This is a genomic window from Spirosoma koreense (assembly GCF_054777875.1).
On sequence record NZ_BAAHAC010000022.1, the window covers coordinates 955,646 to 972,810 of the forward strand.

Genomic DNA, 17,165 nt, shown 5'->3' on the forward strand with positions numbered 1-17,165 from the left:
AGCTTCCGGCTGGTTTGCTGTACGGCCCTAACGCCTGTCAGCGTGCGAGAGAATATGAAAAGAATAATAGGGGTTTTACTTCTCGGCGTGTTAAGTGGCGGTTGTAATAAAGTCAACGACATACAACCCAATGAGCAAGAAGGGGAGGTGCCCGTAAGCGCCATCGAAGCGGTGACCGGGCAGTTTCCGCAGGCGAAGGATATGGTGTTCAAAACGCTGGAGAAGAATCGTGTCTGGCAGGTAGCCTTCAGCCAGAATGCGGCTCGCTACAGTGCCGCCACTGATCAGCAACTCCTGCTGGTCGCTTATCAACTGGCCGATCGTTCAGTGCCCGATTCCCTGACTTCTCTGGTTCGCAGTACGGTCATCGACGGCGGATCTTTTTCTAATCTCAAAGTTCAGAATTACTCCTGGTTCAAAGACCCGGCCAACAACGGTCAGTTCATTTTGGCGGACTACGACTGGCGCGGGACTAGCTATACCTTTCGCTGGACGGTAACGAATATAAGCGGCCGGATCAACTACGTAACGGAGATGTTTCCGTACTACCAGCTCGAATACCGAACTGTAACTCTGGCCGATCTGCCGACTACGATTCAGGAGTCGCTGAGAAACCTGCGTGCCGATTTCAACTACGCCATCATTCAGGTGGATGGGCACGCCAAAAAGCGCTACAGCGTAACGGTACAACAGGCCAGTAATGTTATAGCGCTGACCTATAACGACGAAGGGGGGTTAACGGCCGTCTCGAATCCGCAGACTACACAGTACTTCAGCCAGACGAGCCAGTTGCCAACAGCCATTCAGGCGTATCTGCGCGACACGCCCGAGCTGGCCGGGTTTGGGCTGGGTGGGCAGTTCACCCTGCTGGCCAGGAGTACGTTCGATACGATGGAAACCTACACGGTCAATCTTCAGAAAGGCCGCGAAACCTGGTTTATGACCTTCAACGGTAAGGGAGAACTGATGACCCGTTCGTATTTAAACCTGGTGTAAAACCAACGTCACCCTCTTCATGAACTAGCTTATCCGGATGGCGTTTTTTCGAAAAAAATATACGAATCTGAGCCAGTTGGTAATTGGCTGTCAGCGGCATGAGCCCGCAGCTCAGGACGCGTTCTACGAACGTTATAAGAGCCGGATGCTCGGTGTGTGCGTTCGCTATGCGAAAACCCTGGCCGAAGCAGAAGATATATTTCAGGAAGCCTTCATCAAAGTTTTTCAGCACATTCACGAAGTGCAGAAACCCGAATCGGCCGATGGCTGGGTCAAATCGATCGTGATCCGGACCGCTATCAATTACTATAATCGGACAACCCGGCACGAAGAGCGCTTTACGGCTTACGAGCACCTCACCGATGAGCCGGTCAGTGATGAATACGAACTGATTCTTAATCAGCAGGATACGGATGTTCTGCTGGGCCTGATCAGTCAGTTGCCTGATGCGTATCGGCTAGTTTTCAACCTGTACTTAATCGAAGGGTATTCACACGCCGAGATTGCCGTTCTGCTAACTAAGCCCGAAGCCACCATTCGTTCGCAGTACAGTCGGGCGAAGCAGTTACTGATCAGAACTATTCAACAAAACGATATGAAACGTCATGAGTTCTTCGGATGATCATTACGATAAAAAGCTAAGGAAGCACTTTCAGGACGTCTTTGACGACTTTGAGGTGCAGCCGTCGGCATCGCTTAAGGAGCGTATCTGGCAATTCATTACTCAACCGACTGTTGCGCGCCGGGAGTATGGGCTGTTGGCGTTTAGCCTTGTACTCCTGCTAGGGACCGGATTTTTTTACCAGCAGTACGGTTCGCGCCTACAGTCCTACCAAACCAAACTTCGGCAGGCTAAGCAGGTAACCCCCGTTCAGCCAGTCGAACCCGGCACGCAGGTGGCCACGAAAAAATTGCCTACTCCGGAGTATAGTCATGCGCCGTCGACAGCGGGTCGGCCAACGGTCGGGACAGCCGGTTCAGAAGGTGAGCGAAAACTAACTGAAACCGCTCAGCAGCCAGACGTTCGAAGCGTGGAGCAGCCGAAGCCTGTGGCACTGAAACACGAATCTGAACTGGGCTTGGAAAGCCGAAAAGATATACAAAAGCGAGGGGCTAAGTTCTGGACGATTGAGAAAGCATCAGCGACGTTTGCCGAGACAATTCCGCCTGGGCCGTCTGTTGCGAAGTCGACCGAATTACGTACCAAAACACCCGAAATTCCTCTATCCACACCCTTTGTTCAACCGGAAATAGCCATAGCGCTGGGCACTGAAAAAGCTGTTTCGTGGCACGCATTGCAACCGTTGTCGCTGCGGTCTGTCGGTGGTCTGCGGGCTCAAATCAGCCGAAACGTAGTAGCCCGATCGTTTATAGCTACGTCGTTGGAACGACCGATTACACCTAAAACGCCTGTTCGCTGGCTGCTTGATGGATCGCCCTTGAGTACGTATCAGTTGATGACCGTGGTCGATAAGCCCGATGCGTATGTACAGCGCGTAGAGGCTCCGGCCGCTTTTTCGGGGCCGACCTGGGGCTATCAACTGCGGGGTGGGATCGAATGGCGTCAGCTCGATTTGACACTCTCGCTGGGGCAAATCCGGCGGTGGGCCTACTACGACCTGGCGACCAATACTTTCCAGGTAGAAGCGTTGGGAGCGAAACAATATCGAGTGACACGTCTGGAAGCGCCCGTTGCGGAAAACGTATCGATGACGATGCTCGGGGCAAGTGTTCGTAAACTGCATTCGTTGGGCGGAGCGAATAGCCGATTCTTTGTTCGTTTGGGTGGTGATTTGACTTACGTGCCCGATACACGTCAGTCGCTTATCTGGGCCAGCGCGATGGTGGGGGCAACGCTTCCGTTATTGAAAACCTATCAGCTTCAGCTTGGCCCCACGGTTGAGTACGGGTTTAGCCGGATCTGGAGCACTGAGCGGCAACTCATAATCCGGCCGTATCTGGTCGGAGCGTCTATAACCCTACGACCCGGCAAGCCTTAATCCAGACCCTTTCAATATGATCACCACACAATTACTCAACCGTTATACACCCGGACTGATTTTCCTGAGCCTGTGGTTGGCCGGCTGTCAGCCCAAGCAGGATAGCCTTCAGCCGGAACCCGTCCCGGCCAGCCTGCTGGTGACTGCCAAACCCGATTCGATTATTACACTGACGGAGCGGGTCGATTTTTCGACTATCTCCGAAACGGGGCAGGGGCCCAAAGGCACATTGATTCGTTGGGATTATCTGGGTATACCTTCGGGTTCATTTCAGGCCAATACCTATGACGCGCAAAATCGGCTGACGGGTACGTTAAGTATCAGTTATGGGTATCAGGTACTCAATAAATACGCCTATCAGGGTGGACTGTTAACCCAGGTTTTTAGCGGAAATCGGTTTGATGTATCGCAGCCGCTACGCGACGTTCAGCCCTGGCAACTGACGAACTATCAATATAACGAAAGCAAACAGCTGGTTCAACTGCTCATATATAGCCGGATCGACAGTTCAGATTTGTTTAGGCTGACCCATACGATGCGCTACGAATATGACGCCGGTGGTCAGCTCCAGATAACCCGGCTCAATTACACCGAAAAAATAGGACCGACCAGGCTGATCAGTTACTGGAAGAATGGTGATTGTATCAACGACGAACTTTACTACCCGGCCAGTGCAGATTCTCCTAATCCTATTGTTGTCAAGCACAGTTATGAATACAACAATCAGAATAATCCATACGCCCACCGATTACATCCTATCAATCAGCTAAGCGAGCATAATCGGACCCGTATGACTTCCTATGGAACTTCAGGAAGTCCACCTATGGGCCAATACGAAGAGAACCAGTTCGAGTACGATCGGCAATACGATCTTGTGGGTCGGTTGATTCAGCAGCGTTCCCGATCACTAGCAGCTAGTAATTCCAGGCAGTGGGCAGCGTGGGGCAGCCCTGATCAGTTCACGTATGCACCTTAGCAGGCAATGATTCCACTCATGATCAACCAATTGATAAACGCATCTGCAATCAGGCTGCTGATTTTGGCTTTGCTCATAGGCGGCTGTCAACCCAGTCAGGATAATCCCTCGCCGAGCGCTGTACCCGATGCGCTATTACTATCTCCGACTCCCGACTCTGTGATTACCCTGACGGAACAGGTCGATTTCGCAGTCTTGTCCGAAACGGGAAAAGGACCGACGGGGTCCCTGATTCGCGCTGAATTATTCAACCCAGGCGGTCCTAATTACTTGAGAACCTTTACGTATGACGACCGTGGCCGATTGATCGGGGCCTTATACCCACCAACGAATCGCCGACTGGCCGAGATTATCCATTATCAGGGTGACTACCTCGCTGAGCAATTTGTGGGTGAATACCAGAACTCCTCGACGGTGCGGGTGACCATCTGGCGAAAATATAAGTGCACGCCCGATAAACAATTGAAGCAGATGCTGTTCTACAGCCGGTATGCGGATGATATTCCGTTCAGGCTGCTTGCCAGTGTGACCTATGAGTATAATGCAGATGGACAGCTACGTCTGATGCGCAGCAGTTACTCTCCGAAAGGGTCTTACAGCATCCGCTATATAGAAAATGGAAATTACGTTCGGGTTGAAGACTATGTGTCCGCTGGTCCGGACAATCCGAAGCCAAGACTAACGCAAGCCATTTATACCTATGACCGGCAGGCGACTCCAGAAGCCGGTATGTCGCTTTATGGCACAGAGTCCTATTTGCCCAGTGCGCATTACGAGACGGGATTCACAGCGTACGCACCCAAGGCAGATGGCTCATTCGAGAAATTATTTGAACAGTACCAGGAAACGGGTTACCAGTATGATGCGCAGGGTCGTGTTATCAGTACCCGTGTGCGAAGAGTACCTGACGGATTCTGGTCCAACTGGGGGCTGACCACGTTTACTTATGCGCCCTGATCCCGATAAATCTTTCCCAAAAGCTGAACTCTAATTTACGCTGTGTATATGCTTTCTTTTCTCCGCTCCGTCGTCCTGCCTTTTATCCTGATCTATACGGTTGGCAGTGCCTTTCTCGCCTGTACCGATTACAATACGCTGCATGTTGAACCCGACCAGACCGAGACGGTTTTTATCGGCACCGGTGACCGGAAATTCCTGGCGCTGGATGCCCAAACCGGTACCAGAAAGTGGGAGTTCAGTACCAGTGAAGTCGTGACGGTGACGCCCACCGTGCACGACGGTACCGTCTACGTAGGCAGCGATCATGTGTTTTACGCGCTGGATGCGAAGACCGGTACGAAAAAATGGGAGTTTGCCACGGGGCCACGGCCCAGCAGTCGCTACATACCGGCTGTCAGCAACGGGACCGTGTATGTGTTTGGCGATAACCGACAGATACTCTATGCCCTTGATGCCCGCACGGGCGCGAAAAAATGGACGGCTACGTCGAAAAGTTTTGCGGCCAATGGTGGCTGGTACAACACTCCACTGGTGGCTGATGGGCTGGTTTACGTGGGCGGAACCGATACGACTCTGTATGCGCTGGACGCCCTGTCGGGAGCTAAAAAATGGAACTTTAGGGCTGGTTCCGGTTTTTATACCCAGCCTGCCATTGCCGATGGAATCGTTTATGCGGGAAGCTACGATGGTAAACTCTACGCGCTGGATGCCCGAACGGGCACCCAAAAATGGGCGGCAACCGTTGGCGGTTATGTTCAGTCGCCTAAGGTGAACGGAGAAAGTATTTATATTACAAACTGGAGTACTGTAGTAGCGTTCAATCGGGCGACCGGCACCCAAACATGGCGGTTTACACCCGTGATCAATGGAAACTATACGGGCAACACGGGGCTGATCGCCATTGACAATGAAACCATCTATGGCGGCTTTGTTCCGCTCGACTGGAATGATGGATTTATTTACAGCATCGATGCGGCTACCGGTACCCAAAAACGGGAGCTGTGGGCATGGCCGGGTGGTCTCAATAATACAACCGGTCGGGCTTTATTGGCGAACGGCACCCTCTATATCGCCTGTGGTGATCATACATTTCGGGCGATGGACCCGGAAACCCATGCCGAAAAATGGACTTATAAAGCCAGTGATTTTATTGCCTATCCCCTTTGTATACTGACAAAACAGGGTGTTGTCGTAAATGATTTTTAATTGAGAAGTCCTCAAAAGAAATGGGGCTGCTTCTCACTAGAGGCAGCCCCATTTTGTATTTCTATCGGCTCAGATACAGATTCCGTTCGGAGTAAACCTTCTGGAAATGGGTTTAATGTATGGGTTTTGCTTTAAGCGATATAAGTATCAAAAAATAGTTTAGGACTAACTATTTCAAGAGCACTAACCCTTGCCAAATCTAATAAGTCCCGATCACCTGTTATAAGAAAATTTGCATCCACAAATAGCGCAACTTGTAGTACGTTATTATCGTCAGGGTCACGGACATCGGTTGGTAAATCGTTTGTCGGGAAAACGATAAGATGCCTTTCGCGAATGACATCAATGATTCGGTTTCTTTGTTCCGGTAAGTATCTGAATTTGTGTTCTAATTTCTCATCAAACTCAGTTAGTATCCATTCGGACGTATAGAGCTCGAAGTGTAGCGCACAGTAATCGTAAACGTCGGCCGCAAATCCTGGATAAACGAATGTCGATATTAACACATTGGTATCGAATACAATCCGAGTCGAAGATGATAAATTCAGGGCCATGCGTTCTGAGTGATCCTACAGAGCTACCTCCCACTATGTGAGACTACTTCGTCTGAAACGATATAAACAGGCGGATAGGGGTTAAGAAATATCTCTATATATATCGTCTTCCGAAAGAAAGCCAGCCGCTTCGGCAGTCCCTTTCAACTCCCGACGAAGTTTATTTACCTTTTCTATATGCAGATAGTTTTTCACAATCCGGCTGATCATCTGCTCAGATGACAAATGGACGGTGCCCGATGCTTCTTCTAAATCCTGAAATACTTTATCGTCTAATTCAACAGCTACGACAGTCATAATTTGTTACGCCAGGATGAAAGGTAAATATCAATCTTATAAACGCAAATCGCAATAAAACAGTTGTAGCACGCCAATGATTGGCGTGCTACAACACGATGAACGTAAAGAATAACAAATTACCGGCTCAGATACAGATTCCGCTCGGAGTAGACTTTCTGGAAATAATCATCTGTGAGGTCATCGATGAAGTAGATGCCCTCGCCGGTCGATTTCATTTCGGGGCCGAGTTCCTTATTGACATTCGGGAATTTGCTGAACGAGAACACCGGAATCTTGATGGCGTACCCTTTCTTCACGGGTTTGAAGTCGAAATCTTTCACCTTCTTATCACCCAGCATTACCTTCGTCGCGTAGTTGACGTACGGTTCCTGGTAGGCTTTGCAAATAAACGGCACCGTCCGGCTGGCGCGCGGGTTCGCTTCAATGATGTACACCACTTCGTCTTTGATCGCGAACTGAATGTTGATCAGCCCAACGGTTTTGAGTGCCACCGCAATCTTTTTGGTATGCTCTTCAATCTGCCGGATCACGTTATCGCTCAGATCGAACGTGGGCAGTACCGCGTACGAATCGCCGGAGTGAATCCCCGCCGGTTCGATATGCTCCATGATGCCGATGATGTACACATCTTCACCGTCGCAAATAGCATCGGCTTCGGCTTCGATGGCGTTTTCGAGGAAGTGGTCGAGTAGGATATTGTTATCGGGAATGTCCTGCAGGATTTTCATTACGTGCTGCTCCAGCTCATTCTCGTTGATCACGATTTTCATGTTCTGGCCGCCCAGTACGTAGCTGGGGCGTACCAGCAGCGGAAAGCCCAGCCCCCGCGACAGCTCGATGGCGGCTTCCGATTCACGCACAGTGCCGAACTTTGGATACGGAATATCCAGTTTCTGGAGCATCTCGGAGAAGTGCCCCCGGTCTTCGGCCAGATCGAGCGCTTCCCAACTGGTACCGATGATTTTGATGCCGTAGCGGGTCAGTTTCTCGGCCATTTTCAGCGCCGTCTGACCACCCAACTGCACAATTACGCCTTCCGGCTGTTCGTGCATGATGATGGCGTGAACGTGCTCCCAGAAGACCGGCTCGAAATACAGCTTGTCGGCAATGTCGGGATCGGTCGAAACGGTTTCCGGGTTGCAGTTGATCATGATCGTTTCGTAGCCTGCTTCTTTGGCGGCCAACACTCCGTGTACACACGAATAGTCGAACTCGATTCCCTGGCCGATCCGGTTGGGACCCGAACCCAGCACCACCACTTTCTTCCGATTGCTGCGGATCGACTCGTTGCCGGGCAGGTCCGAAACCGGTTCGGCATGGTCGGTCGTGATGGGCACCTGGTTGTTGAAGGTCGAGTAATAGTACGGCGTTCGGGCTTCGAACTCAGCCGCACAGGTATCCACGCACTTGTAGACCCGGCGGATGTTGTGCTGCTGACGGTACTGGTACACTTTGCTTTCCTTAACCTGCAGCAGGTGAGCTAGTTGCCGGTCAGCATAGCCTTTTTGCTTGGCCGTCCGGAGCAGTTCGGGCGGCAGATCTTCCAGGTCGTACTGCTGAATTTCCCGCTCCAGCTCGATTAACTCTTCGATCTGATGGAGGAACCAGGGGTCGATTCTGGTCAGCTGCTGAATCGTCCGGAACGACATGCCCGCTTTGAACGCGTCGTAGATATGAAACAGCCGGTTCCAGCTCGGGTGTTGCAGGCTTTCGGTCAGGGCAGCCCGGTCGGTCAGTTCGTGCCCGTCGGCGCCCAGTCCGTTTCGACGAATTTCGAGCGACTGACAGGCTTTTTGCAGGGCTTCCTGAAAATTTCGCCCGATACCCATTGTTTCGCCGACCGACTTCATTTGCAGACCCAGCGAACGGTCGGCACCCGGAAACTTATCGAAGTTCCAGCGGGGGACTTTCACGATCACGTAGTCGATTGCCGGTTCGAAGAAAGCAGAAGTCGTGCCGGTAATCGGGTTGATCAGCTCGTCGAGGTTATAGCCAACGGCCATTTTGGCCGCAATCTTGGCAATTGGGTACCCCGTTGCTTTGGACGCTAAGGCTGACGACCGGCTTACACGCGGGTTCACTTCAATAACGATGATGTCGTCCGTTTGCGGATTGACCGAGAACTGAATGTTGCATCCTCCGGCGAACTGCCCAATGCCCCCCATAACCCGGATGGCCAGATCACGCATTTGCTGGTACAGGGTGTCGGGCAGGGTCATGGCCGGAGCAACCGTAATGCTATCGCCGGTATGAACGCCCATCGGGTCGAAGTTCTCGATCGAACAGATGATAATGAAATTGCCGTTGTTGTCGCGCAGCAGTTCCAGCTCGTATTCTTTCCAGCCCATCACGCTCTGCTCCACCAGCACCTCATGTACCGGCGATGCATGCAGACCGTGGGTCAGGGCTTTGTCGAACTCTTCGGGTGTATTGACGAAGCCTCCTCCCGTTCCACCCAGGGTGAACGAGGGGCGGATCACGAGCGGGAAGCCAATTTCCTGCGCAATTTCCTTGCCTTCCAGGAAGGAGCGGGCAGTACGGCCTTTGCATACACCAGCCCCTAATTGAAGCATCAGCAGCCGGAATTTCTCCCGGTCTTCGGTGGTTTCGATGGCTTTGATATCGACGCCAATGATCTGAACGCCGTATTTCTGCCAGATACCCGCTTTGTCGCAATCGATGGCCAGGTTCAGCGCCGTCTGGCCACCCATCGTCGGGAGCACCGCATCGATCGGTCGGCCCATTTCCTGGTGTTTTTTCAGGATTTCGACGATGGATTTTTTCTCCAGCGGCAGCAGATACACATGATCGGCGTTAATGGGATCGGTCATGATCGTAGCCGGGTTGGAGTTGATCAGGGCTACCTCGATGCCTTCCTCCCGGATCGAGCGGGCGGCCTGCGAGCCGGCATAATCAAATTCACAAGCCTGACCAATGACGATAGGTCCGGAGCCGATAATCAGAATAGAGCGAATGTTGGTGTTCTTGGGCATTTTTCAGTGGGCAATGAACCGCAGCGAGCGGCCCCGAATGAAATAATGACAACTCAATATGAGGAAACAAGACAGTGATCAGTGGGCAGACGCTATATGGTATGCCAAAAAATCCTGCAAAAGTAGTGCATTAGGCCGAAAGGAGTAGACTACTAGTCAGAAAAAATACGGATTTAGCTATAAATTGATCTTTGTGGGGATTTTACGCCAGAAATTTACCAAACAGAACGGGCACCTGCTGACGCTCCGGCTGTTACTATTTTTCTATATTTAAGCCCTTCCACATGATTTCATACCTATGGTTCGGTTCCGTTTACCCGCCTGTTACGCGCTGCTGAGCGCCTGGTTTTTCGGCTGTACGGCTGATTATCCGGCTACGGCTCCCTATACCATCACCGTTCCGGTGCCGACTACGGGCGGTCATGGCTCGTCGCCCTCGACACCCACGGGCCCCACCGCGCCACCCGCGCGGTTGTTTCTGACCAACGACAAGGTCAAACTCGGGATCGACCTGAACGCCGGCGGGGCCATCACGTACTTGTCTGAAGCCAGCAGCAGCGTCAACATGGTCAGTAATCCGGATTATGGTCGCCAGATTCAGACATCTATTTATACCGGGCCATTTCCGTATATTCAGAATGGGAAGCTCCCCGTGCCTGAGTGGCGAAATCTGGGCTGGAACCCGGTTCAGACCGGTGATTATTACAACCATTCGTCCCGAATCGTCAGCTATCAGCAGGGACCGAATCGGTTGTATGTGAAGAGTATACCCCTGATCTGGCCGTTGTTCGATGAGCAGGCGGAGTGTTTTTACGAACACTGGTATGAACTGAGCGGCAATACCGTTCATGTCCGTTGCCACATCACGGTTTTCCGGGCCGATACGACTCAGTATGGCGCACGAACGCAGGAAATGCCCTGTGTATATCTGACCGGGCCCTACTACCGAATGGTCAGCTACCTCGGCTCGAAACCCTTTACTAACGACGCGACTTCGGAGTTCTACGACGATGGCGGGTATTATTATCGGTTTTCGCCCGAGCACTGGACCGCCCTGCTCAACGACCAGGGGCGGGGCGTTGGGCTCTATAAACCAGACGAAGTACGGTTCGGCACGGCCAAATTCGGTACGGAACGATACGGCGGTGAATTCGATGGAGCCAGTGGATATATGAACACGCAGACGTTTCTGCTGATCGATCACAATGGGCAATATGATTATGAGTATACCCTCGTACTTGGTAATCTGGACGATATCCGGCGCTTTGCCTATAGCCAGCCCCGGTCGCTTACCTATCCCGATTTCCGCTTCGTAAACGACCGGCAGGGGTGGTTCTACAACAATACCCAGGATACCGGCTGGCCAATTCAGAACGAACTGAAGGTACGCTGGGAGCGGGACAGCCTGCAGAAATCGCGGTTTTTTATCCTTTCTCCCATGCGATCCTGGAATGCCGCCGATGTTCCCAAACTGTATATACGGGCGGCTTTTCAGACGAAAGGGACCGTTGCGCGGTTTCTGTGGTTTAAGCCCGAAGACGGTCGGGAAATTTCAGAAGCGCCTAACCGCTACCTCGATTTCCCGATCATCGGCGACGGTCAGTTCCGAACCTACGAAGTAAATGTAGGGCAGTCGGGCGGCTGGAACGGACTCATCTCTCAGATTGCCCTAACCAGCCCCGACAGTCAGTTTGCCTACGAAAAGGGTTCGACCGTCCGGATTCAGAGTGTAACCACAACTCCTCCTTAACGAAACAGGGCATCCGGAGTTTTCCGGATGCCCTGTTTACTTTATTTATGGCTCTGTTTAATTAAGATGCCTTAATGAACGGTCCGGCGATGGCCAAAACCTGCTCTTTTGTCAGCGGTTCGTCGAAAGCTTCCGACACGGTGTCGGTAGCAACGCCCGAAATCGATGCCACGTTCAGATTGGCCTGCGTGACCATATCATCGCCCTTGTAGACGGCTTCTACACCGGGTATGTTCGACGTATCCTGGTTGGTGATCCAGCCTTTGTAGCCGCGCAGCATCCGAACACGAGCCGCGTGCCGAGCTTCCACCGAGTGAATTTGCAGTGCTGTTTCCAGAACCGGCGTACCAAGCAGGCGTGGAGCCTGGCCTTTATACGCCCGAACGCCTGTATCTTCCAGCGCCTGCGACACCGCCAGGAACGTATCGTAATTGCTCAGAACAGTCGGGAAAGCACCTTTATACGTCAGGTCAAAGGCGGGTTTCGAGATGGCCGAACCACCCAAAGCGCCCTGCAGTAAGGCAACGTGGGCATTTTCGTGAGCGGCAATCTGCGTGTAGATCGTACGAGCTGTGCTGCCCGAAGGGAGCAGGCCCGGAGCCGCCAGGCCCATGTTGTAAAATTCGGCCTCCAGGTATTCCAGCGTCAACGCAAAGTTAAGTACGTCGGTAACATCGGCTGCTCCGGCATATGCTTTATTCAGCATAGACGCGAAAACCACCGGCGCACCAGCTGCCGCACCCTTCATGGCCTTCTTGAAGAAATTCTGGAAAACATTCCGGCGAGTAACATGCTCCAGACGTTCGTATACGTCAGCATCTACACTCTCAATATCATTAAGTATGTTTTGTAAAATCATGGCTATTGGAAATTAGAAGCTGAGCGATTAGGCCGCGTTGAAGTTTACCGTCTCTTTGATGTAAGGAGCAACCGTAGTGAGTACTTGTCTGAACGACATAACCGGATCTAAAGCGTCTGGTGCGAACGACGTTGTGTTTGGGTCGATGATGGCAGCAATAACCGAAGCATGGCGCGCTTCTACCGATACAATTTTACCAGCCAGTGTCAAATAATCGGGGCTCTTGATAAACTTGCCCGCGCCGTTGTAAGCCGATACACCCACGTTTTCAAACGTTTTGGCGGTTGCCAGTACCGACATACGGCTGCTGAAATCGATCGAGCTGAAGTCGGGAGTCAGGCCAGGAATAGCGCCACTGCCCAGGGCTACTTTAAACAGTTCGCGGTGAGCCACTTCGTGATCTTTGATGTCCTTGAGAATCCGCATCTCCATGTCGGAAATACCTTTGTAAGGATTCATTACAACCATCGTGTAGAAAGCTGCTTCTAATTGCTCCAGCGCATAAGCGTAGTTCAGAATCCCCCGGTCGGTAGTTTCAAGGTCACCCAGGTCAACCGTGTTAAAACCTGCCCGGGCAGACCCTTTGCCCACTGGTGCTACATCATTGATCTGGCTATGGCAAGCGCTAAGTGCCACCCCGGCAGCCGCTGTTGTACCCAGATACCGCATAAAAATTCGACGGCCGATCGCTGCCGATTCCCTGCCCGTCAGTAACTGACTGATCTCAGTCGAGTCGTTGGGTAGTTTTTCCATTGAGATTTGAAAGTTTAAGAGACTTTTTCGTCCGTTCGTCGGAAGAATTGCTCTATCTACGCTTCGTAAACCCATATGGTTTTACAGGAAATGAAAATTTTTAAGCCCAGACGTGATTAACCGATTGAATGGCCCAAAAACGACCATTTACGAAAGAAATTCTGGAAAATATGACTAAAATAATCCTATGTATTATTTTGGCAGGAGGTCATTGGATCAGATGTAACTTTCTCTACATATGTGGTTTCCTGGCAATGTGCGGAATATGGTGCGCGACTTCCCCGCGACGGGCAGGTCGAGGCCGCCATCGTTTTCCGGTTGTGGATCACCGGGCCTGATCTAGTGCGAGTACATCGGGTGGCGGCTGGCTGGATACACCTGGTAGAAATACCCTGTCTAAAAAAACTTCGTCGTTTGTTGAACAAAAAAGGGGCTAACCACAAACAAATGCTGATCTGGTAAGTTTTAATTCTGTTCACTAATTAGGAAAAGCAACTGTTATGATCACGAATAAAGAAATTGTCGAGGATCTAAACGATCTGGTCAAAATCAACAATGACCGCATCAATGGCTACGAAGATGCCATCAAAGATAATGAGGATGCGCAGCTCAATGAGCTGTTCCGACACATGATTCTGCAAAGCGAGCAGTTCCGTAGCCAGCTGGCCGATCATATCGTCCGGATTGACGGATCAGCAGTCCCTGATATCGATACTACCGATTTGACCAGCAAACTGCACCGGGCCTGGATCGACATCAAATCAGCCGTTACGGGTAAAAATCGCTCTACAATTTTGAGCTCGGTTGAATTCGGCGAAAACGCAGCCGTAGGAGCCTACGAAGATGCAATTGCCAAAGACCATATCCCGGCTTACATCAAAGAAGATCTGCAAAAGCAGTTGACCGAGCTGAAAGGCGCTTACGATAAAATTAAAGGATTGGAGCAGGCCGCCTAAGCTAAGCCCCTTTCAAACAAAAAAAGGATTGCTGTGAAGCAATCCTTTTTTTGTTTGATACTCATTTTGACTCGGTAAGCTGCTTCGACAGGCTTTCCAGTACATCGGCCAGTTGTAGCAACTGTCCGACCAGCCCCACATCCGAAGATTCATTGGCCGCCTGTTTGGTTAGTTTGCTGAGCGTATGGAGCGAACCCGCAATTTGGGGCGCTCTCTGCTCCGCTAGCGCTTTCTTTAACGAAAACAATTCATCGGCAATGTTTTCGAGCGTCAGGTTGCCTTCACCCAGCGCTTCACTCCACTGGCCGATCAACTCATCGACAGGATTCAGGTGTTCGGCGTTCTGTTGCAGCCGGCGCAGTGTTGTCGCCAGCAACTGCTGAGGGTCTTGCCTGGTCTGGTTTGTCATAAGCGTGGCAACGAATAGGTTTGTGAGTAGGAAGCTGATCGCTGCGCCGACACAGCTTACTGAGGCAGCGGCATGTCCTGGAAATCTTCGTCCGTAAGCTTGATGGATACGGCCTGCACATTTTCTTCAAGGTGCTTGACCGACGAAGTGCCGGCGATGGGCAGCATAACCGGCGAAGCGGCCAGCAGCCAGGCCAGAGCAATCTGATAATCGGTGGCACCGTGCCGGGCGGCTACCCGTTTGATCGCTTCGTCGGCCGACATGTTTCCGGCGTTGAGCGGAAACCAGGGAATAAACGCAATGCTATTCTGTTCGCAATATTTCAGTACATCGTTCCAGTGCTGTTCGCCGAAGTTGTACATGTTCTGCACCGATACCACCTCGAAATATTGCTTTGCCTGTTCGATCTGCTCTACGCTCACTTCCGACAGACCGATGTGCTTGATTTTGCCTTGCTGCTGGGCTTCCTGCAAAAAGCCGAGGTATTCTTCGGCGGGCACTTTATTGTCGAACCGGTGAAGCTGATACAGGTCGATCTGTTCGCGCTTCAGGCGTTTGAGGCTACCATTGAGGGCTTCTTCGAGGTGCTTTCGGCTCCCATCGACCGGCCACTGGTTTGGGCCGGTGCGGAGCAAACCGCCTTTGGTCGCAATAACCAGCCCATCGGGATAAGGGTGTAAGGCTTCGGCAATGAGTTCCTCCGAAACGTATGGACCGTAGCTGTCGGCGGTGTCGATGAAGTTGATACCCAGTTCGAGCGTGCGCTTGAGTACCCGGATAGCCTCATCATGGTCTTTGGGCGGACCCCAGATTCCTTCGCCGGTGATGCGCATGGCCCCGTAAGCCATACGGTTGACGGTCAAATCACCACCAATTGTAAGTGTACCCGCCTGTGCGGCTAGTTGGGAGCCAGCGGATTGTTCAGTTGCTTGCATAAGCGTTCAAGGTTGTTGAAGTCTGAAACAGAGCGCTTCGGTGCGATCGGCTTCGTTTCTATAAACAATCCTGAACGCTTTTTGGCTAAAGCGTTCGATTAACTTTTCGTCAACTCCCCACGTTCACCGCTTCTCGATACCGTCGAGTACCCGCCGGATGACGTTGGCCCGCTGCATGAAATCCAGCGAAGTCGTCACATCCTGATCGTCAATGACCTGTTTGAACTGCTGCAGGAATTCAATGTAAGCGGCCAGCGCGTCGGACACATTCGCCCGGTTCTGATCGAAGATAGGAGCCCACATCTGCGGAGAACTTTTCGCCAGGCGCACGGTCGAGCTAAAACCTGTACTCGCCATGTCGAAAATGGCCTGTTCGTCTTTTTCTTTCTCCAGCACCGTCAGACCAAGGGCAAACGAGCTAATGTGGCTGAGGTGCGATACGTATGCCAAGTGCAGATCGTGCTCCTGGGGCGTCATGTAGAACAGCTTCATGCCTATATCCCGAAACAGGCTTTCGGCCAGGGTGAGGCTATCCACATTGATTTTTTCCCGGTCACAGATAATGAGGTTTTTGCCCGGCAGCAACTCCCGGAAAGCGGCACCTGGTCCTGAATTCTCGGTTCCGGCCATGGGGTGAGCCGCCACAAACTGCGCCCGCCGGGGATGCGCGTCGGCCACATTGCAGATCAATTCTTTGGTCGAGCCCAGGTCTACGACGGTAGCACCCGCTGGTAACTGATCGAGCACCGTTGGCAGCAGGTCGATGATGACATTGACGGGCGTGGCCAGCACGACCAGCGTGCTCTGAGCGACTGCTTCAGGTAGCGGCATCAGCTCATCGACAATGCCTTTTGCCAGCGCCAGTTGCCCATTGACCGGCGACATATCAACGCCAATGAAGCGCATTTTCGGATATTTCTCGCGGACGGCCAGCGCAAACGACCCACCTAACAAACCGATACCAATAATGGAAACTGTCATCTGAACCAGGATTTTTTTGATTTTACTGACTGACCTTGATTTTAATATTAGTTTATTTTCATTTGATGGTATACATGGGTGTTTTGTAGATAAAAGGGGGTGCTAGATGGTTAAATCTGACTATAAATATTCTGAGCTGACTGCTAAGGTGATTGGATGTGCCTTTGACGTTCATAAGATTTTGGGTAATGGCTTTCAGGAGGTGATTTAGCAGAGGGCACTGGCCATACAACTGGAAGAATGCGCCATCGAATTTGCCCGCGAGTTCGATATGCCTATTTTCTTTAAGGGAATACATATCGGTTCGCGCCGGGTTGATTTTTTAGTTGAAAATAGTATATCTGTTGAATTGAAAGCTATTTCAACCCTTACCGACGATCATTTAGCGCAAGCCATCAATTACCTGGAAGCCTATAATCTGGAAGTAGGTATGCTTATCAACTTTGGCAGTCCAAGTCTTCAATTCAAGCGACTGATGAACAAAAAATTCAAAGTCTACCCCGCCATCATTTGCTGAAAATCGCGGGTTTCCACGGC

General features: G+C 51.5%; 17 protein-coding genes. 9 read left to right on the forward strand and 8 right to left on the reverse strand.

Annotation, left to right across the window (positions count from 1 at the left end):
• The first annotated feature begins 54 nt into the window (after window positions 1-54).
• From ACYVC2_RS17230 to ACYVC2_RS17255, 6 genes are read left to right on the forward strand one after another with little or no spacing between them, the layout of a single operon-like run.
• A complete protein-coding gene (locus ACYVC2_RS17230; RefSeq protein WP_461103918.1) occupies window positions 55-996 on the forward strand; it encodes a hypothetical protein in 942 nt (313 codons plus the stop codon).
• A 37-nt stretch (window positions 997-1,033) separates the two neighbouring features.
• Entirely contained in the window at window positions 1,034-1,618 is a 585-nt protein-coding gene (locus ACYVC2_RS17235) for an RNA polymerase sigma factor (RefSeq protein ID WP_461103920.1), read from the forward strand.
• The gene (locus ACYVC2_RS17240) at window positions 1,602-2,996 is read left to right on the forward strand and encodes a hypothetical protein (protein WP_461103922.1); all 1,395 of its coding nucleotides are present in this window, start codon (window positions 1,602-1,604) and stop codon (window positions 2,994-2,996) included. Before ACYVC2_RS17235 ends, ACYVC2_RS17240 begins: the two co-directional genes overlap by 17 nt.
• A gap of 16 nt (window positions 2,997-3,012) precedes the next feature.
• Window positions 3,013-3,972, forward strand: a complete 960-nt coding sequence (locus ACYVC2_RS17245) for a hypothetical protein (RefSeq protein ID WP_461103924.1) — start codon at window positions 3,013-3,015, stop codon at window positions 3,970-3,972.
• 18 nt (window positions 3,973-3,990) lie between these two features.
• Window positions 3,991-4,929 (forward strand): hypothetical protein, encoded by a 939-nt coding sequence (locus ACYVC2_RS17250; protein ID WP_461103926.1) that lies wholly within the window; start codon window positions 3,991-3,993, stop codon window positions 4,927-4,929.
• A 48-nt stretch (window positions 4,930-4,977) separates the two neighbouring features.
• On the forward strand, window positions 4,978-6,138 hold the full coding sequence (locus ACYVC2_RS17255) for an outer membrane protein assembly factor BamB family protein (protein WP_461103928.1): 1,161 nt from the start codon (window positions 4,978-4,980) through the stop codon (window positions 6,136-6,138).
• 131 nt (window positions 6,139-6,269) lie between these two features.
• Here ACYVC2_RS17255 and ACYVC2_RS17260 read toward each other — a convergent pair whose 3' ends face one another.
• The 3 genes from ACYVC2_RS17260 to carB form a co-directional block, all read right to left on the reverse strand.
• Entirely contained in the window at window positions 6,270-6,692 is a 423-nt protein-coding gene (locus tag ACYVC2_RS17260; RefSeq protein WP_461103930.1) for a putative toxin-antitoxin system toxin component, PIN family, read from the reverse strand.
• Window positions 6,693-6,773: 81 nt separating this feature from the next.
• The gene (locus ACYVC2_RS17265; protein ID WP_461103932.1) at window positions 6,774-6,989 is read right to left on the reverse strand and encodes a hypothetical protein; all 216 of its coding nucleotides are present in this window, start codon (window positions 6,987-6,989) and stop codon (window positions 6,774-6,776) included.
• Window positions 6,990-7,108: 119 nt separating this feature from the next.
• Entirely contained in the window at window positions 7,109-9,985 is a 2,877-nt protein-coding gene (gene carB, locus ACYVC2_RS17270; protein WP_461103934.1) for a carbamoyl-phosphate synthase large subunit, read from the reverse strand.
• Between the two features lie 298 nt (window positions 9,986-10,283).
• On the opposite strand from carB, the gene ACYVC2_RS17275 reads away from it, so the two are divergent.
• Window positions 10,284-11,735, forward strand: coding sequence for a hypothetical protein (locus tag ACYVC2_RS17275; RefSeq protein ID WP_461103936.1), 1,452 nt, complete (start codon window positions 10,284-10,286; stop codon window positions 11,733-11,735).
• Window positions 11,736-11,796: 61 nt separating this feature from the next.
• On the opposite strand, the gene ACYVC2_RS17280 is transcribed toward ACYVC2_RS17275, so the two are convergent.
• Entirely contained in the window at window positions 11,797-12,594 is a 798-nt protein-coding gene (locus ACYVC2_RS17280; RefSeq protein WP_461103938.1) for a ferritin-like domain-containing protein, read from the reverse strand.
• A 27-nt stretch (window positions 12,595-12,621) separates the two neighbouring features.
• Window positions 12,622-13,347, reverse strand: a complete 726-nt coding sequence (locus ACYVC2_RS17285; protein ID WP_461103940.1) for a ferritin-like domain-containing protein — start codon at window positions 13,345-13,347, stop codon at window positions 12,622-12,624.
• A 500-nt stretch (window positions 13,348-13,847) separates the two neighbouring features.
• Between ACYVC2_RS17285 and ACYVC2_RS17290 the strand changes: the two genes are divergently transcribed.
• Window positions 13,848-14,303: a ferritin-like domain-containing protein gene (locus ACYVC2_RS17290; RefSeq protein ID WP_461103942.1), complete on the forward strand. Its 456-nt coding sequence runs from the start codon at window positions 13,848-13,850 to the stop codon at window positions 14,301-14,303.
• 61 nt (window positions 14,304-14,364) lie between these two features.
• Here ACYVC2_RS17290 and ACYVC2_RS17295 read toward each other — a convergent pair whose 3' ends face one another.
• The 3 genes from ACYVC2_RS17295 to ACYVC2_RS17305 form a co-directional block, all read right to left on the reverse strand.
• On the reverse strand, window positions 14,365-14,712 hold the full coding sequence (locus tag ACYVC2_RS17295) for a hypothetical protein (protein WP_461103944.1): 348 nt from the start codon (window positions 14,710-14,712) through the stop codon (window positions 14,365-14,367).
• A 56-nt stretch (window positions 14,713-14,768) separates the two neighbouring features.
• Window positions 14,769-15,647: an aldo/keto reductase gene (locus tag ACYVC2_RS17300; protein ID WP_461103946.1), complete on the reverse strand. Its 879-nt coding sequence runs from the start codon at window positions 15,645-15,647 to the stop codon at window positions 14,769-14,771.
• A gap of 123 nt (window positions 15,648-15,770) precedes the next feature.
• Window positions 15,771-16,628: a prephenate dehydrogenase gene (locus ACYVC2_RS17305; RefSeq protein ID WP_461103948.1), complete on the reverse strand. Its 858-nt coding sequence runs from the start codon at window positions 16,626-16,628 to the stop codon at window positions 15,771-15,773.
• Between the two features lie 220 nt (window positions 16,629-16,848).
• Between ACYVC2_RS17305 and ACYVC2_RS17310 the strand changes: the two genes are divergently transcribed.
• Window positions 16,849-17,145 (forward strand): GxxExxY protein, encoded by a 297-nt coding sequence (locus ACYVC2_RS17310; protein ID WP_461107170.1) that lies wholly within the window; start codon window positions 16,849-16,851, stop codon window positions 17,143-17,145.
• Window positions 17,146-17,165 lie beyond the last annotated feature (20 nt).

What these genes read in the sequence shown, in the direction of transcription:
- ACYVC2_RS17230 (WP_461103918.1), top strand. Translation starts at nt 55, where the DNA reads ATGAAAAGAATAATAGGGGTTTTACTTCTCGGCGTGTTAAGTGGCGGT.
- ACYVC2_RS17235 (WP_461103920.1), top strand. Translation starts at nt 1,034, where the DNA reads ATGGCGTTTTTTCGAAAAAAATATACGAATCTGAGCCAGTTGGTAATT.
- ACYVC2_RS17240 (WP_461103922.1), top strand. Translation starts at nt 1,602, where the DNA reads ATGAGTTCTTCGGATGATCATTACGATAAAAAGCTAAGGAAGCACTTT.
- ACYVC2_RS17245 (WP_461103924.1), top strand. Translation starts at nt 3,013, where the DNA reads ATGATCACCACACAATTACTCAACCGTTATACACCCGGACTGATTTTC.
- ACYVC2_RS17250 (WP_461103926.1), top strand. Translation starts at nt 3,991, where the DNA reads ATGATCAACCAATTGATAAACGCATCTGCAATCAGGCTGCTGATTTTG.
- ACYVC2_RS17255 (WP_461103928.1), top strand. Translation starts at nt 4,978, where the DNA reads ATGCTTTCTTTTCTCCGCTCCGTCGTCCTGCCTTTTATCCTGATCTAT.
- ACYVC2_RS17260 (WP_461103930.1), bottom strand. Translation starts at nt 6,692, where the DNA reads ATGGCCCTGAATTTATCATCTTCGACTCGGATTGTATTCGATACCAAT.
- ACYVC2_RS17265 (WP_461103932.1), bottom strand. Translation starts at nt 6,989, where the DNA reads ATGACTGTCGTAGCTGTTGAATTAGACGATAAAGTATTTCAGGATTTA.
- carB (WP_461103934.1), bottom strand. Translation starts at nt 9,985, where the DNA reads ATGCCCAAGAACACCAACATTCGCTCTATTCTGATTATCGGCTCCGGA.
- ACYVC2_RS17275 (WP_461103936.1), top strand. Translation starts at nt 10,284, where the DNA reads ATGGTTCGGTTCCGTTTACCCGCCTGTTACGCGCTGCTGAGCGCCTGG.
- ACYVC2_RS17280 (WP_461103938.1), bottom strand. Translation starts at nt 12,594, where the DNA reads ATGATTTTACAAAACATACTTAATGATATTGAGAGTGTAGATGCTGAC.
- ACYVC2_RS17285 (WP_461103940.1), bottom strand. Translation starts at nt 13,347, where the DNA reads ATGGAAAAACTACCCAACGACTCGACTGAGATCAGTCAGTTACTGACG.
- ACYVC2_RS17290 (WP_461103942.1), top strand. Translation starts at nt 13,848, where the DNA reads ATGATCACGAATAAAGAAATTGTCGAGGATCTAAACGATCTGGTCAAA.
- ACYVC2_RS17295 (WP_461103944.1), bottom strand. Translation starts at nt 14,712, where the DNA reads ATGACAAACCAGACCAGGCAAGACCCTCAGCAGTTGCTGGCGACAACA.
- ACYVC2_RS17300 (WP_461103946.1), bottom strand. Translation starts at nt 15,647, where the DNA reads ATGCAAGCAACTGAACAATCCGCTGGCTCCCAACTAGCCGCACAGGCG.
- ACYVC2_RS17305 (WP_461103948.1), bottom strand. Translation starts at nt 16,628, where the DNA reads ATGACAGTTTCCATTATTGGTATCGGTTTGTTAGGTGGGTCGTTTGCG.